Here is a 15,650-nt window from a genome sequence, read left to right on the forward strand (position 1 = left end):
TAGATGATGATGTGAATTACATAGCCCTTGCCATAGCTTTTCTTACATATAGTTTGATAGCGTTTAGAGGTATTACAAAAATACCACCTTGGGCATCCATGTTTTTTGGTGGAGTTTTAATGGTTGTATTCAATGTAATTAGCATAAATTTTGCTCTAAAATATATCAATTTAGACGTGATTTTATTCTTAATTACAATATTTATATTTTCCTCTGCTCTAGAAGTTTCTGGTTTTCTAAAATATTTAGCTTACTACATCATTTCTAAATTCAGAACTCCAAAAAGAATAATCATGGCTATAGTAATTTTCTCTGGTTTATTATCAAATTTTGTTACTAATGATGGTATTTCGTCAAGCTGGACGCCTATTATGTTAGAAGCTAGTAAACAACTAAAAATCGATGAAAAGCCTTTTCTTTACTCCTTAGCTTTTGGTGTAACAATAGGCAGCGTAATGCTTCCTACTGGCAATCCCCAGAATTTACTAATAGCACTAGAAGGTAACTTAAAACAGCCATTTATTTTATTTTTAGAATACTTAGGTATACCAACTGTATTAAACTTAATTATTAGTGCATTTATGATATATTTTATTTTCAGAAAATATCTATATAATAAGGAAATAAAAGTATCTAATATAAAAATGGAAGACGTATATACGGCAAAAATAGCAATAATATTATTAACTATAACTATAATTCTTTTCTTTCTTTTAAGCCTTTTTAATATAGATATATTACTAGGTTCCCTTTTTACATCTTCTTTACTGCTCATTATAGTAAAATCTAGGCGTGAAATAGTCAGAAGAGTAGATTGGTCGATAATTATATTTTTCATAGGTTTGTTTTTATTTACCGGTGGTTTAATAAACGGTGGAATAATATCTTCTTTAACCAGCATATTTCCACCACCTTCTAGTATATTTATCATTATGTTGATAAGTATTTTATTAAGTCAAGTTCTTAGTAATGTGCCAATGGTAGCAATATATATACCTATAATGTATGCAAATAATGCTGTAAGTGTATTTGATTGGCTTGCATTAGCTGCAGGAAGTACCATTGCAGGTAATTTAACTCTTATAGGTGCAGCTAGCAATATAATTATTTCTGAATCTTCTGAGAGTAGAGGTGGGAAAGGATTTGAATTTTTTGAATTTATAAAATATTCAATTCCAGTTTTGATTGAAAATTTTTTAATTTTGTATTTATTTCTTAGTTTGAAAACTCCTTGATACTGCCAATAGTTGCATCTCGTTAGTACCTTCTGCTATTTCCATAATTTTTGAATCACGATATAATCTTTCTACTTTTGATCCTCTATTTAATCCGTGGCCACCAAATATATGTAACGCAGTTCTTGTAGTCTCGGCAGCAGTAATTGCTGCATAATACTTTGCCATAGACGCCTCAGTTAAAGCTTCTATTCCGTTATCTAGTAAGGAAGCTGCCTTCCATGTTAGTAGACGTGCGGCTTCTATTTTTATATAAGCATCAGCTAAATTGAATGCTATCCATTCTTGATCTATTAGTGCTTTACCAAATTGCTTTCTTGCAGACGCTCTATTTATTGCATCTTCTACTGCACCTCTAGCGATTCCCACTGCTATTCCTGCGTATCCATTTCTACTAACCATTAATGCCTTTATTGCTCCTTTAAACGCATCTCCTTCTTTTCCAATTATCGAGTCCTTAGGTATTCTTACATTATTAAATTTTACATAAGACACGCCAGCACCTCTAATGCCCATAAGATCTAGTTTATGAATATCTACTCCTGCAGTTTTTGAATCTACTAAAAGTAGCGAAATTCCATTTTTATCACCAGGGTTTCCACTAGTTCTGGCAAGAACTACCATCTTCGTAGAAAACGAAGCTGCACTAGTGAAGATTTTCTCTCCATTTAATACTAATTCATTTCCGTCTAATTTAGCATTTGTTTGTAGTGCTCCTAGATCCGAACCAGCAGCAGGTTCAGTTAAAGCAACTGCGTATATTTCTTCGCCTTTTATTCCTTTTTCTATAAGGTCTTTAGCTGAATCCCCGCCAATAGATACAAGTAATTGTAAAGCATTTAATTGTGTATGAAGACTATGCGAAGCTCCACCACTCTCAGTACCTAATTCTTCCGTGGCTATAGCAAACGCTATTTCACCTAAACCAAGTCCACCGTATTTGGATGGTATTTTCATTCCTAGTAATCCCATTTCCCCGAAATCTCTGACTATTTTTTCTCCTCCCTCATTTGTCTCATCCATGTATTTAGCATAATCCTTAACCACTTTTTGTACATAATCTCGCACTTTTTCTCTATAATCTTCTACTTCTTTTGGTATTTCAAACATAAAGCATCAGAATATAAAGAGTATAAATAATAATAAACCTTATGTTATTCTTATGTTAAGAAACCTTATACTATCATTAATATTCAATAAAATCCCATTAGATTTTTCTGCAATGAGCTTATTATAGCTAGGTAAGAATTCTGAATAATTAGTGTCTATAATAATTACTTTTGAGATTTTTCCCAGTTTATAGCTTAAACATTCTAGTTCATGCTTTATATTTCCGGAAATACTCACGTTAGCTTTTCCATCAGTGATTATAAATGTTATCGGTGTAGCATATTTGCTCTCCTTTCTTAGAATATTGAAAGCATTTAATAAAGCATGACTCAGTGGAGTTTTACCAAATGGTCTTGTATTAGAGAGAATCTTATTGAATTTGTCAAAATTCTTTGAAAATGGAATTATATATTGAGACGCTGTACCAGAAAATGTTATTAAACCTACTTTACTTCTTAATTTGTAAGCATTAGCTAAAAGTGAATGAGATATCCGTGTAGCTATATTTATTCGCTTATTAAAATTCATGGATTTACTAGTATCGAGTAAAATTAATATAGGCAACGAACCTTTGCCTAAGTTATCTCTGAGCACTATATCGTCTTCTGCTATTTTTCTTCTTTTATTTAATGCCATATTTACTATTGTAGAATGAAAATCTAGTATAGTACCTTCATGATTATCTAGGTATCCATAAGATTTTGAAACTCCGCTTTTTCCACTTTTTTCGCTATTAATATTTTTAGTATCAAAATTAATTTTTATGTTCTCTTTATCTAACTCGTTATTCTCTTTATTTTCATTTCCATTCTCTTTATTCTCAGTTTTTTCGTTTTCATTTCCTTTTTGATTATCTTCTTTATCTAAGTTATTTATTATCTCATTTATGTTAGGTGTATTATTTAGACCTTGATTTAACGGTTCATTTTTTAATCTATGTGGCAATACTAGTTCTAAAGCTTCTTTTACGTCTTTCAGATTAACTTCCTTTCTTCCTTCCATTGCCGCAATAGTTTTAGAGACTTTAACAGCAGCTATCATAGCTCTATTACTTAACGAGTATCTTAATACCACGTTAGCTATGATTTTCAATAATTTTTCAGAAATATCAACTTCCGGTAATAATCTCCTAGCAGTGATAATCTTTATTTCTATTTCTTTTTCGTTATTTAAAAATCTTTTTTTGAAGTTTTCTGGATCTTTTTCAAATTCTTCTACTCTATTAGCTATTTCTATTAATTCATCTTCAGATTTTGGAGATTCTGCTTCAACTGAAATTCCAAATCTATCTAATAATTGCGGTCTTAATTCTCCTTCTTCTGGATTCATTGTTCCTATTAATATGAAATCGGCCGGATGAGATACTGATACTCCTTCCCTTTCTACTACATTAACTTTTGATGCTGCAGAATCTAGTATAGCGTTAACAATATCATCATTAAGTAAGTTAACTTCGTCTATATATAGAATTCCCCTATTTGCTTCAGCTAACAAACCTGGTTGCAATGACCTTATTCCGTCCTCTATAGCCTTTTTAATATCTAAGCTTCCTACTACTCTATCCAGAGTAGCGCTTACTGGTAGGTCAACAATTCTCATCTTCCTTTTTTTGGTGGGAAGCTTTTCTCCAGCTAACAATCTTCTTTTGCAGTTTTCACACATCTTATTATTATCGTAAGGATCGCAGCTAAATGGACAGTCTGCAACAACATCTATTTCAGGCAATAAATTCGCTAAGGCTCGTACAGCAGTAGACTTAGCAACTCCTTTAGGTCCTTTTATTAGGAGTCCTCCTATAGACGGATTTATAGCTATTATTAATAGAGCCTTTTTTAACCTTTCTTGTCCTACTATTGCAGAGAAAGGTAAAATGTTTCTTTCTACCATTCCTCAGATTCACCTTCTATTTTAGTATATATATCTTCTATTTTTTCTATTGTGTCTTTCTTTGGTTTCCATATACCTCTTTTTTCGGCTTCTATTAGTCTTCTTGTTATTTCCTCTAGAGCCCAAGGATTTTCCTTTAAAAACCAATTTCTATTATTATCGTTAAAAATAAATTTTTCTGCTACTTTATTAAATATAGAATCATTTACTAAACCTGTAGTAGCTCCCCATCCGTAAAGGTGTTCTATTTTCTTTAAGATTTCTGTAGCTCCTCTATATCCAAATTTTTTCTGCGATTCTATCCATTCATCATTAAGCAACTTTAAAATGCTCACTCTCTCAATCTCGTCCTTAAAAATTCTAATTCTAGGATTTTTAGGATTAAATGTATCTTCAAACATAAGCTCTGGATTTTTACCTATTTTTTTACATACTTGGAAAAATCCTCCTATATAGCTATAATTACAACTATCGTCTAAGATATCTATTTCATCTATTTCTCTTTTATGTACTATGAGATCTATTTTACTGGAAGCTTTTATTAAGTCTTCTACTGCTCTTATTCCGTTTTTACCTTTACCATAAGAGTATCCCATCCAGTTTAGATATACATTAGCTAGATCGTCTGAAGATTTCCAGTTAGATGATTCTATAGCCTTATCTGTACCTGCTCCATAAGCTCCAGGTTTGGCAGCGAAAATATGCTCAAAATTGTCTTCTTTGAGATAATTGTTCTGGGAATTTTCGTCTAATTTTTTTACAGTATCTATAGCTTCGTCTATTAATTCTATAATATTCATTAAATTATCTCTAACTATACCGCTAACTGTTATTATAGTGTCTATCCTTGGTCTATTTAGCTGATCTAATGGTATAGGTTCTATTCCTATAATCTTTTTAGTTACTGGATGCCATTTTGGTTTTACACCTAATGTATGAAGAATCTGTGCTACCAATTCTCCATCAGACCTAAAAATATCAGTAGACCATAATACGAAGCCTATGGCTTTAGGATATCTTCTGTATTTTTTTCTATAGTCTTCAATGAGTCTTTCAGATAGTATTACTCCTATTTGCCACGCAGATAAGGTAGGTATTTTCCACGGATCTATAGAGTAAAAATTTCTACCAGTAGGCAAAATATCATATCTTCCTCTAGATAGTGATCCTGAAGGTCCAGATTCAATAAATCCCCCATCTAAAGCATTAATTAGATTTATTTTCTCCAAATGTGCTGATTCTATTAGTTTAGTAATTACATAATTTTCTTTAATTGGCAACTTATAAAACCCATGCATTGCCTCTATTATTAATTGTTTGGCTTTTTCCCTTCCTACCTTATTTACTAATGAATCTTCTTCAAATCTTGTTGTAGATATTACGTATTCTGCAATATCCTCTTCATTGGGTAAATCGCCTAGGATATGTAAACCTTTTGAAATACTTGAGTCTTTAAATATATTGAGTTTATGTTCTATTTCATGAGTAGCTTTATCTGGATCAGAGAAATCTATTTTTATGCCCACGCTATTACTTAATTCCTTTATCTGTTCTAAAACTAGTTTTTGTCTTGATTTATTTTGTGCTCTTTCTGACTCTTCATATTCTTCAATCAAATCTTCTAATTTTCTAGCATCTTCCGGTATATCATCAGAAGTAGGAGGAGAAAGGTGATCTATTAGTATAGCATAGCTTCTTCTTTTTGCTGTTATTCCTTCTCCAGGAACGTTAACCGCATAGATATATAAGTGTGGTATTGTTCCTATGGAAATTTGCGGAAAACATGAAGGAGATAATCCTACACTTTTTCCTGGTGTGAACTCTAAAGTCCCATGAGTTCCAACATGAATTACGGCATCAAAATTATCATTAATCCATTTATAGAAGGCTAACCAGAAATGATGTACAGGTAAGTCAGAATTATGAGTTAACCTTATTGCATTTTCGTCATCTTGCCATGTAACTCTCTTTGGTTGAACTCCTACAAAAATATTTCCAAAAAATATTCCGGGGATGATAAATTTAGTTCCATCAAACATATAATTTCTTTCTCCATGTTTTATTTCTCCCCAAGTATTTATTACAAGTTTTTTAGATAGTTCTGGGAGAGAAGAGAAGAATTTTTCATATTCCTGAAACGTAATATAGCCAGCGTCTCCTTTTTTACTTAATATTTCTTCTAGGCTAGTATACTTAGTTTCTGGAATAGCCTTCCTACCTATTATTCTATTAATAAGATCTTCTCCATCTTTAGGAGGAATGCATCTATATCCTCTTTTTCTTAATTCGTTTATAATTTCTACAGTGGTCTGAAGAGTATCTAGTCCTGTAGCAGTACCTATATTAGCTTCAAGATCTTTATATGCAGATGCAGAGTGAAGTATTATAGCTATCTTTTTATCACTATTAGGTTTATATTTTAAGTTAATCCATCTATATACTCTTTCAATTAAATAGTCTATCTGGTTATCTATACCATTAAGTTTTCTAAATCTATACTTTCCTAATTGCTGAATTTCTATAGTACCAACTATTATAGGCTGTGTAGTTCCATCCATTTCAGGAATAGTAACGCTCATTATAGTGGAAATATTATCTACGCCAGTAGATTCGTTCCATTCTTTTTCTGACTTAAAATAGTTTATTATACCTTGAAATATAGGAACATTTAATTTTTTTAATATTCCATTATCTTTATCTTTTATCAATGAAAAGGAAAGTAGACTTATAACAGCATCTACTACCGGTTTTCCATTTAACATAAAATATTTGCTTATAGCATCTTCGTTACTGTCTATATTTTTAGATTTATCTCCAAAGCCTTGTACAAATACTGGAATAGGTATTATATTTTTCATACTTAACTTGTCAATTATCTTATTCACTATTTCTAGATCATTATCTACCCATTCCGATCTATAGAATAATATTCCTACCTTTTTTAAATTTGGATTACTAAAATTAGATAGATATTTATTTAAATCGAGATAAACATGATCTTTTGTATAAATTCCAGAAAATGGAAGAGGAGTTGGGTCCTCATATTTTATATTATATTTAAATGATAATAGAAATAGCATTAGATTTCTGATGTTATCCGTTCCACCAAAATTATAATATTCTATAACTTTTTTAGTAGATATTGGATCTAATTTATTGTACTTTGATAATACAGGATCTATTACCGCCACTATTTCCTTTCCTTCTAAAATTTCATGAATTTTATCTATAATTTCCGAATAAAGTTGTTCACTCGAAAAATGATGTATAAAAATTGCATCAGATTTTTTTAAATCTTGTATAAAATCTTCGTCAATTGGATCTAATCTTGGATATTTTATCGATAGTTCTATTCCAGTTTTTTTAGCCTCTTCTATAAAAGTTCTGATTACTGAACCGTTCCAGCCGATTAGAACAGAAATTTTCATTATACTTATCCTTTAATGTACCATATATAAAAATTTGGTTAGCCTATCCATATATTATTATTCAAAAAATTATCTAGCCTTAAACTTTTATACTATTAGTAAAAGATACAAAATGGGGTATCTGACCCCTGACAGCCTCGTAGTAGGCGGAATGAGGAGGGTTTCCTGCCGTGATTTTTATATATATTCTTCAAGTTCTGCTTTCAATAATAATGCTAGTCCACGTATCTATATTGGACGTTAAATATCGTGAGATAGATACAAAAATTTGGTTATTTTACTCACCTTTAGTTCTCTTTTTTATTTATAATATAAAATTCTTAAATATTTACTTATTTTTATACTCCTTTATAGTAACTATTCTAATATTATATTTTTTCTATAGATTATCTTTTATGGGGGGCGCAGATTTATTTGTGATGATCATTTTAGGTCTAGTTGACTCAAGTGTTCATCCATTATTTTATTCTTTCTTCTCTATAATAGGAATGGAACCTATAATTATAATGCTTTTTGCGTCTCTTCTTGTTTTTATGTTTGTTATAATAAATTTTATAAGATACTATAAATACACAGTAGGTTTATCGATATCTAAAAGGATATTATTATCCATTTCAGGTAAAAGAATGAAAATAAAGGATTTTATTAATTCTAAGTTTTTATTTCCATTATCAGTAATTGATGATAAAGGTAATGAAAGTTTGAGAACAAGTTTCTCAGTAGACGAAGATGATCGTGAATGGAGAGATAAATATACTAAACTTGTATTAAACAATATCATTAATGAAGATAAAGTGATATGGGTTGCGTACGGAATTCCTGTTTTACCATTTATTTTATTTGGATATATCGTAAGTCTAATTATTGGGATACCGATTTAATCTATAAATAATAATCTCTAAACTCAAAAGATTATTGAGTTGTATGTTTCTAAAGTTAAGATAATAGCTAATAAACAGAATAATATAGCAAAAGAACTATCGAAGGATTTAGAAGAATTAGGCTATTTTATTGTAGATAAAAATCCTGATGCAATAATATATTTTTATCCTATAGGAATAACTATAAGAAAAATTGCGAAAAATCTCAAAAATAAGGAGAAAGATCCAGTTATTATTTCAATAACTGATGATGGAGGTTATGTTATACCTTTAATAAAGGAACATTGGGGAGGATCCTTTTTGGGTGGAATAATAGCTGATTTATTAGGATCTCAGTTAGTATTAACTTCTAGAACAGCTCAATTAGGATTATACAGTGTAGAAGAATTTGCATGGGTAAATGGATTAGATATTGTCAATAAAAATAGACTTCTTGAAATGGAGAAAAAGTTAATAGAGGAAAGAAAGTTAAATGTGTTCTCTGAAGCTGTAAAACTTTGTAAATTAGAAGGATACAACGTTATAGATGATTGTAAAGACGCGGATATTGTAGTTGGTTTAGATTGTAAAGACTCTGGAAAATTAGTGATGAGACCTTACTCTATTGCTATGGCAATAGGATATACTTCTTCTGCTCCCAAAGAGTCTATCTATTATTCAATAAAGTCTACTCTTAAATCAATATACATTTCTGAAACTCGTCTTGATTTTATTTTAGTTCCAGAAATAAAGAAAGAGGATCAAAAAATAAAGGAAATAGCAAAATCTTTAGGTTCTACAATAATTTATGTACCTATTGAAGAATTACGAAATAAAACTCAGTCTACTCCTTCTCAAGTTGCTAGAAAATATTTTAATATTGAAGGAGTCTGTGAGCCTTCTCTAGAGTTTTTAGGAAGCAAAATAATTCTAAAGAGAACTAAAAGAGCTTATGGAGTAGTTACATGTTTGGGGATAAAATGATAAAAGTCGTAGGCATTGGAGCTGGAGGTAAAACATTAACATTAGAAGCTATTGAAGCAATCAAAAAAGCGGAGGTTATAATAGGCTATTCAAGATACATAGAAATGATAAGAGGTTATATAGAGAACGCAGAAATAATTTCGTCTAATGTGAATGAGATAGGACAGAGAATAGATGACTCTCTAAAGTTTAGCAATAAAAATACTATTGTTATAAGTTCGGGTGATCCGATGATATACGGTATGGGATCTAGATTATTCAAGTATAATGTAGAAATAATTCCTGGTGTAACTGCTGCATCATTGGCTAGTAGCGTAGCTAAGGTTCCCTTAGATGATTTTGTAACTATTAGTTTAAGCACGTACAGTAGAAGTCTTAAGGAAATAGAAAATAAACTAATAAATGCAATAAACGGTAATTTTACGTTAGTAATATATAATATAAATCCCGTTGCTAGAAAAGAATCTGCCTTATTAGCAGAAAATACTCTCAAGAAATATGCCATAGATTGGGACTATTATATGGTCTATAATGCCAGACGTGCTAACCAAAGGCTAATTCATGGTAAAATAAATAGCCTAGATATTAAAAATGCTAATATGGATACTATTTTAATGGTGAAAAAATGGTAAAGATATATAACGAGATACTAGATGAATACTTGGAAATACCTAGGCCAGTCAAAAAAATAATTAGTCTAGATCCAGCCTCTACTGAAACTATCTTTTTCCTAGGATATGGCGAAAAGATAATAGGTACTGACGCATTTAGTTACAGACCTGAGGAAGCTAAGAAGATACCTAAAATAGGTAGCTATACTCATGTTAAAATGGAATTTTTAGAAACTCAAAAACCTGATATAATTTTTACAACTATGGGAGCACAAAAAGATTTGACTAAACTGTTGTTAAATAATGGATATAACGTTTATCCTATTGGTGTTGCATCAAGTGTTAGCAAAATTCTTAATAATATAATTATAATAGGTGAAGTTTTAGGGATATATGAGAAATCACGGGAACTTTACTTAAATCTATTAAAAATCATTGCAGAAAATATATCTTCACCTAAAATAAATGTTTATCTAGAATTTGATCTAGGAGGTCCGATAACTGCAGGTTTTCCTACGCATGTAAGTGATGCAATAAGAATAGCCGGTGGTAAAAATATATTTGATAAATTTGAAAACGCATATTTTGAACCTAATCCGGCAGATATCATTGAAGGAAATCCAGACATTGTAATTTATGAACCTAAGCGGTTTAGTGAGTATGAGAAGGAAAGATTTCTTAGGTCTCTCGAAAATAGAGGTCTTGGAAATCTTATTTCTAAAAAAATATTCTATACGAAAGGTGACTTTCTAGCTCATCAAGGTCCAAGTTTCATTTCAGATGGTATACCGTGGCTTAAATCTATTTTCTCCTCCTAGAAAGTAGTTCTTGTAAAAGTGCTATTATTGCAATAGCTGCTCCTGCTAATGCTACTATTTCCATTACTTCATCATAAATACTTAGCCCATAATAAAAGCCGTTAATATAACTTGAAGGAAATATACCATAAGTATATTTTATTTCTTGAGAAGAATTTTCATCATTTATTACTACTAAGTCATATTTTCCGGGTGTAAGTTGTAGTCCGATTTCACCTTGAGCATTTCCTAATTCTTTGAAATTACTAGAATTATAAATGGATACGTTAGCGTTAGAGTCTACTACAAAAAATATTACAGAATTATTTTTAGGTGTTATTTGAATAGTTTTGACAATGTATTGTGCATAAGGCTTAACAGTTACAATATTTTCATTATTAGCGTATACATGATTTATAGTAGAATAATTAGGGTAGTATATTGGTGCCGCAATCACTGCTATTAATCCAATTAGAAAAATTATAACACCAATAGCTATAGTCTTAAAGTTCATAGAGTGATTATTATAATCTAAGCTTTTATATCTATTCAATAGATTATAACCCATGGCCGGTGGACAAGAAATTAGTTAAGGTTTTGGATACTACATTAAGAGATGGATCTCAAACAGCCTCCATATCTTTTACTTTAAACGATAAAATAAGAATAGCTCTATACTTAGATAAAATAGGTATAGATTTTATAGAAGGCGGATGGCCTAGTTCTAATCCTAAAGATTATGAGTTTTTTAGGAAGATAAAGGAATACTCATTAAGATCCAAAGTAGCCGCATTTGGAAGTACTAGAAGGAAAGATACTAAAGCTGAAAAGGATCCTACTCTAAACTCTATTTTAGAATCCGATGTTGATACTGCAGTTATTTTCGGAAAATCATGGATCTTACATGTAACAGATGTTTTAAGAGTATCTAAAGAAGATAATCTTAATCTAATAACTGAAAGTATAGAATATTTAAAGCAACATGGACTTTACGTTATATTTGATGCAGAGCATTTCTATCAAGGATTTTTGGATAGCGCAGACTATGCTATGCAAGTAATTAAAGCTGCTGAAGAAGCTAAAGCAGATGTTATAGCACTAGCAGATACCAACGGTGGAACAACACCAGATAAAATATATGATATAACTAGTTACGTTGTAAAGCAGACTAACGTTGAAATTGGTTTGCATATGCATAATGATATTGGGTGCGGTGTGGCAAATACTTTAATGGGTGTTCTAGCTGGTGCTCGTCATGTTCAAGGTACTATAAACGGTATAGGCGAAAGAACTGGAAATGCTGACCTAATTCAGATAATACCTACATTAGTTTTAAAATTTGGGTTTAAGGTATTAAAGGACATAAATAGTTTAAAAGAACTTAAACCATTATCTAGACTAGTCTATGAGTTGTCAGGAGTTAGTCCTAATCCTTTTCAACCATATGTTGGAGATAATGCATTTGCTCATAAGGCTGGAGTTCATGCCGATGCTGTAATTAAAAATCATAGAGCTTACGAGCATGTAGATCCAGAAAGTGTAGGAAACTCTAGAAAAATACTCATATCAGAAGTAGCTGGTTCTGCTAATCTTGTAAACTATCTTGAGAGATTAGGTATAAATATTGATAAAAAAGATCCTAGGCTGAAATCTATACTGCAAAAAATAAAAGATCTAGAAAATCATGGATATAGTTTTGATATAGCGCCAGCTTCTGCTGCGCTTATAGCTTTAAAAGATTTAGGACTTTATGAGAAAGTATTTGATGTAGAGTATTGGAAAGTTATTAATGAGAATGGGCTTGCACTAGCATTAGTTAAGGTAAATTCATATTTGGAAGCTTCAGAAGGAGTAGGTCCAGTAAATGCTATTGACCTTGCTATAAGGAAGGCTCTTCAGAATATTTTCCCTGACATATCGAAAATAAAGCTAATAGATTATAGGGTTGTGTTACCAGGAGAGATAAAAAATACTGAAAGTGTGGTTAGGGTAACAATCGAATTTACAGACGGAGAAAAACAATGGAAAACTATAGGTGTTTCGAGAAGTGTAATAGAAGCATCAATAGAGGCATTAGTGAGTGGGTTCGACTATTATATTCAAATTAGCAAGAAATTAAAACCATTAGTGGTTTAGATAATTTGTGACTTGGGATCCAGGAGGAGCAAGAGGAGGTAAAGGTAAACTTTATCTTATTATGAGATTCTTAAGAATGGAACAAACTTTATTTAGCCTTCCTATGGCTTACTTAGGTGCTTTTATAGCTATACGAAGAGTTCCTTCCATTTATATTCTAGTTTTAATATTTTCTGCATTGTTTTTTTTACGTATTGCGGGAATGACAAATGATAATTTAGCTGACAGATTTATAGATTCTAAAAATCCAAGAACTAGATCTAGGCCATTAGTTACTGGAGCTATAAGTGTAACTGAGGCTAGAATCTTAATAATAATAGGTTTACTTGGTTTCTTTATTTCTGCATATCTTGTAAATATATGGGCTTTCATTTTATCTCCAATAGTAGCCCTAATAGTCATGACATATCCCTATATGAAAAGATTTACAGCGCTTGCTAACTATCACTTAGCATCAATACAAGGCCTCGCAATATTTAGTGGTGCAGTAGCTGCTGCAGGAGTATATTACAATTCGTTATTAAGAGTATTAGAAGCCGTACCATGGTATTTTGTTATAGCTACTATATTTTGGGCTGTTGGTTTTGATTTATATAATCATATTCCAGACATGGAATTTGATAAACAAATGGGTTTACATAGTTTTGCGGTCGTACTTGGAAATTCTGCATTACAGTTTGCTGGAATAAATCAATTATTGTCTGTAACTATTGATTTTGTTGCAGATTTTTCATATGGATTAGGATTTTTATCATATATATCTACAATAGCCCATGGATTAATAATGGCCTATGCGTATTATTTAGCAACAAGAAGCAAGTTTGGAAGTGCGTTCTATTACAATATATATTCTTCCATAGTTTTGGGCTTAGGTATAGATATTGATATTATAATGGGTATACCTAAGCTCTAGGCATATCATTAAACTATTTAACCCCATTTTTATTATATAACTATTGAGATGCTCAGGGACTCAAATGAATGACGAGGATCTCCCCCGGACGCCCCCCGGGTCCCTGGGCATCTACTCTATAGATAATAAAGAAATCCCATGTTTCCTTTCCTAATTATATAGTACTTTTCTATAAATTTTTTCATTAACGCTCTTATCCTAGAAATTTTAGCTATATTCCATGTATTACCCCAAGGCACTTTAGATCTAATATGCAAGGCCTCTCCATAGCCAGTATCTAGGATAAAAATAAAAATTGGATCAAAAGGAGAATCATTATTTTTACTTAATTTTTTTCCTAAAAATCTTCCACTTCTCATTGCCAATTCTCCTAGCTTAGGCCATCCAAATATTATGTCACCAGCAGCATATACTCCTTTTTTGACCTCTAAATTTTCATTAACTTTCAAGAAATCTAGAAACTCTGGTGGTTCACATTTTTGAAGAATTAAATTTGGTTTCTCATAAATTTTTATATTATATTTATCTAATAGTATATTTACTTTCTCCTCTACATTTTTGCCTAGCCAGCTTAATGGAGATCCAGAGTATTTTACGTCTTTTCCTAATCTTTTAGCATAAAAAGCCATTTGTAGTGTTATGTATTCGTCATACTGATCTTCTGCGCCAAGTATTATATTATCTGTTTTAATTAATGAATTGATAATTTTATCTAGATTTAGTCTTTTACATCCCAAAGTTACGATAAGATTATCAGCATAATACTCATCCTTATCTGTTTTGATTATCCTATCTTTAAGATCTATATCCTTTATTTGCTCTTCTTTTATGAATCTTACTTTAGAGATATAATTTGTTTTTTCTATAATATTACGTAGAAGTGCAGTGTAAAATATGAACTTATTTGTATTGGAAAGTAGTATCTTATTACGATTTAGATTATAATACACATTAAGACCCGCATATCCTCCGCCTAATATTATGTTTTTCACAAATGCTCATTTTGTCATAAAGTTAAAAAGCTAGAAACCTTTTCTCCTATCGTGAAACTAAGTTTAGCTTATTCTATAGATGAAGAAATATTACCTATAATGCCCATAATTAATGGTGAAGTTTTAAAGGGTATTGAAATTGAGCCTAAGAAAGTTTCTTTAGATGAGATAAAGTTTAATTATAATAATTATGATATTTTCTATGTTCAATTACCGTTGTTTTTGTACATTAAAAATGTAAAAGTAATTTCTAATGGCGCATATGTAATTGAAAAATTAGGTTCAGAAGATAGTTTAACTTCTTCTTCCTCAGTATGTGTTGAAAGTACATCTTCGACTGAATTCTATCTTTTAAAAATTCTCTTAGGTTATAAAGGTATTCCAAGAAAGAATGGGAATTGTATAAAGTTAGTACATGATTTGGATAATATTTCTTGTTTATGGAGAGAACAATGTGGAAACCTTCCTATCATAATAAGTCTTATAGGCTCAACTAAACTTTCAGATGAAGAAATGAGTATTCTAAAAGTTGTAGTTAGAGAGTCTGCCTCACTTCAGGAAAAAAGAAATCTAATAAAAGCATATTCAAAAGAGTTAGGACTTAAAGGAAGAGATGCTTTAAATTGCTTTTTCCAATTATGTAAGGAAAAAAATATATGTAATGAGATCTCTTATGATATATTATGAACTCTCTTAC

The 15,650-nt window shown here is 30.8% G+C and carries 13 protein-coding genes; 8 read left to right on the top strand and 5 right to left on the bottom strand.

What is annotated here, in order from left to right; genetic code table 11:
• The first annotated feature begins 11 nt into the window (after positions 1–11).
• Positions 12–1,235: an SLC13 family permease gene (locus tag DFR85_RS24395; protein WP_110270513.1), complete on the top strand. Its 1,224-nt coding sequence runs from the start codon at positions 12–14 to the stop codon at positions 1,233–1,235.
• Here DFR85_RS24395 and DFR85_RS24400 read toward each other — a convergent pair.
• From DFR85_RS24400 to DFR85_RS24410, 3 genes are read right to left on the bottom strand one after another with little or no spacing between them, the layout of a single operon-like run.
• Positions 1,209–2,345, bottom strand: a complete 1,137-nt coding sequence (locus DFR85_RS24400) for an acyl-CoA dehydrogenase family protein (RefSeq protein ID WP_110270514.1) — start codon at positions 2,343–2,345, stop codon at positions 1,209–1,211. The two genes, DFR85_RS24395 and DFR85_RS24400, sit on opposite strands and share 27 nt — an antisense overlap.
• Positions 2,346–2,384: 39 nt before the next feature.
• Positions 2,385–4,232 (bottom strand): VWA domain-containing protein, encoded by a 1,848-nt coding sequence (locus DFR85_RS24405; protein ID WP_110270515.1) that lies wholly within the window; start codon positions 4,230–4,232, stop codon positions 2,385–2,387.
• Positions 4,226–7,660: a cobaltochelatase subunit CobN gene (locus DFR85_RS24410; protein ID WP_110270516.1), complete on the bottom strand. Its 3,435-nt coding sequence runs from the start codon at positions 7,658–7,660 to the stop codon at positions 4,226–4,228. Before DFR85_RS24410 ends, DFR85_RS24405 begins: the two co-directional genes overlap by 7 nt.
• A 212-nt stretch (positions 7,661–7,872) precedes the next feature.
• Here DFR85_RS24410 and DFR85_RS24415 point away from each other — a divergent pair, with 212 nt between their 5' ends.
• Genes DFR85_RS24415 through DFR85_RS24430 form a run of 4 tightly spaced genes read left to right on the top strand, consistent with a single transcriptional unit; the run spans position 7,873 to position 10,933 of the window.
• Positions 7,873–8,541, top strand: a complete 669-nt coding sequence (locus tag DFR85_RS24415) for an A24 family peptidase (protein WP_210433957.1) — start codon at positions 7,873–7,875, stop codon at positions 8,539–8,541.
• 39 nt (positions 8,542–8,580) lie between these two features.
• On the top strand, positions 8,581–9,504 hold the full coding sequence (locus tag DFR85_RS24420; RefSeq protein WP_110270518.1) for a cobalamin biosynthesis protein: 924 nt from the start codon (positions 8,581–8,583) through the stop codon (positions 9,502–9,504).
• On the top strand, positions 9,501–10,136 hold the full coding sequence (locus DFR85_RS24425) for an SAM-dependent methyltransferase (protein WP_110271842.1): 636 nt from the start codon (positions 9,501–9,503) through the stop codon (positions 10,134–10,136). Before DFR85_RS24420 ends, DFR85_RS24425 begins: the two co-directional genes overlap by 4 nt.
• The gene (locus DFR85_RS24430) at positions 10,130–10,933 is read left to right on the top strand and encodes an ABC transporter substrate-binding protein (protein WP_110270519.1); all 804 of its coding nucleotides are present in this window, start codon (positions 10,130–10,132) and stop codon (positions 10,931–10,933) included. Before DFR85_RS24425 ends, DFR85_RS24430 begins: the two co-directional genes overlap by 7 nt.
• On the opposite strand, the gene DFR85_RS24435 is transcribed toward DFR85_RS24430, so the two are convergent.
• Positions 10,917–11,426, bottom strand: coding sequence for a hypothetical protein (locus DFR85_RS24435; RefSeq protein WP_110270520.1), 510 nt, complete (start codon positions 11,424–11,426; stop codon positions 10,917–10,919). The two genes, DFR85_RS24430 and DFR85_RS24435, sit on opposite strands and share 17 nt — an antisense overlap.
• A 59-nt stretch (positions 11,427–11,485) precedes the next feature.
• Between DFR85_RS24435 and cimA the strand changes: the two genes are divergently transcribed.
• On the top strand, positions 11,486–13,048 hold the full coding sequence (cimA, locus tag DFR85_RS24440; protein WP_110270521.1) for a citramalate synthase: 1,563 nt from the start codon (positions 11,486–11,488) through the stop codon (positions 13,046–13,048).
• A 7-nt stretch (positions 13,049–13,055) separates the two neighbouring features.
• Positions 13,056–13,961: a 4-hydroxybenzoate octaprenyltransferase gene (locus DFR85_RS24445; protein WP_110270522.1), complete on the top strand. Its 906-nt coding sequence runs from the start codon at positions 13,056–13,058 to the stop codon at positions 13,959–13,961.
• Positions 13,962–14,077: 116 nt separating this feature from the next.
• Here the strand turns inward: DFR85_RS24445 and DFR85_RS24450 are convergent, their stop codons facing one another.
• Positions 14,078–14,953 (bottom strand): NAD(P)/FAD-dependent oxidoreductase, encoded by an 876-nt coding sequence (locus DFR85_RS24450; protein WP_110270523.1) that lies wholly within the window; start codon positions 14,951–14,953, stop codon positions 14,078–14,080.
• A 51-nt stretch (positions 14,954–15,004) separates the two neighbouring features.
• Here DFR85_RS24450 and DFR85_RS24455 point away from each other — a divergent pair, with 51 nt between their 5' ends.
• Complete coding sequence (locus DFR85_RS24455; protein ID WP_110270524.1) at positions 15,005–15,640, top strand: hypothetical protein; 636 nt, start codon at positions 15,005–15,007, stop codon at positions 15,638–15,640.
• Positions 15,641–15,650 lie beyond the last annotated feature (10 nt).

The sequence above is a fragment of the Acidianus brierleyi genome, from assembly GCF_003201835.2.
GTDB lineage: Archaea > Thermoproteota > Thermoprotei_A > Sulfolobales > Sulfolobaceae > Aramenus > Aramenus brierleyi.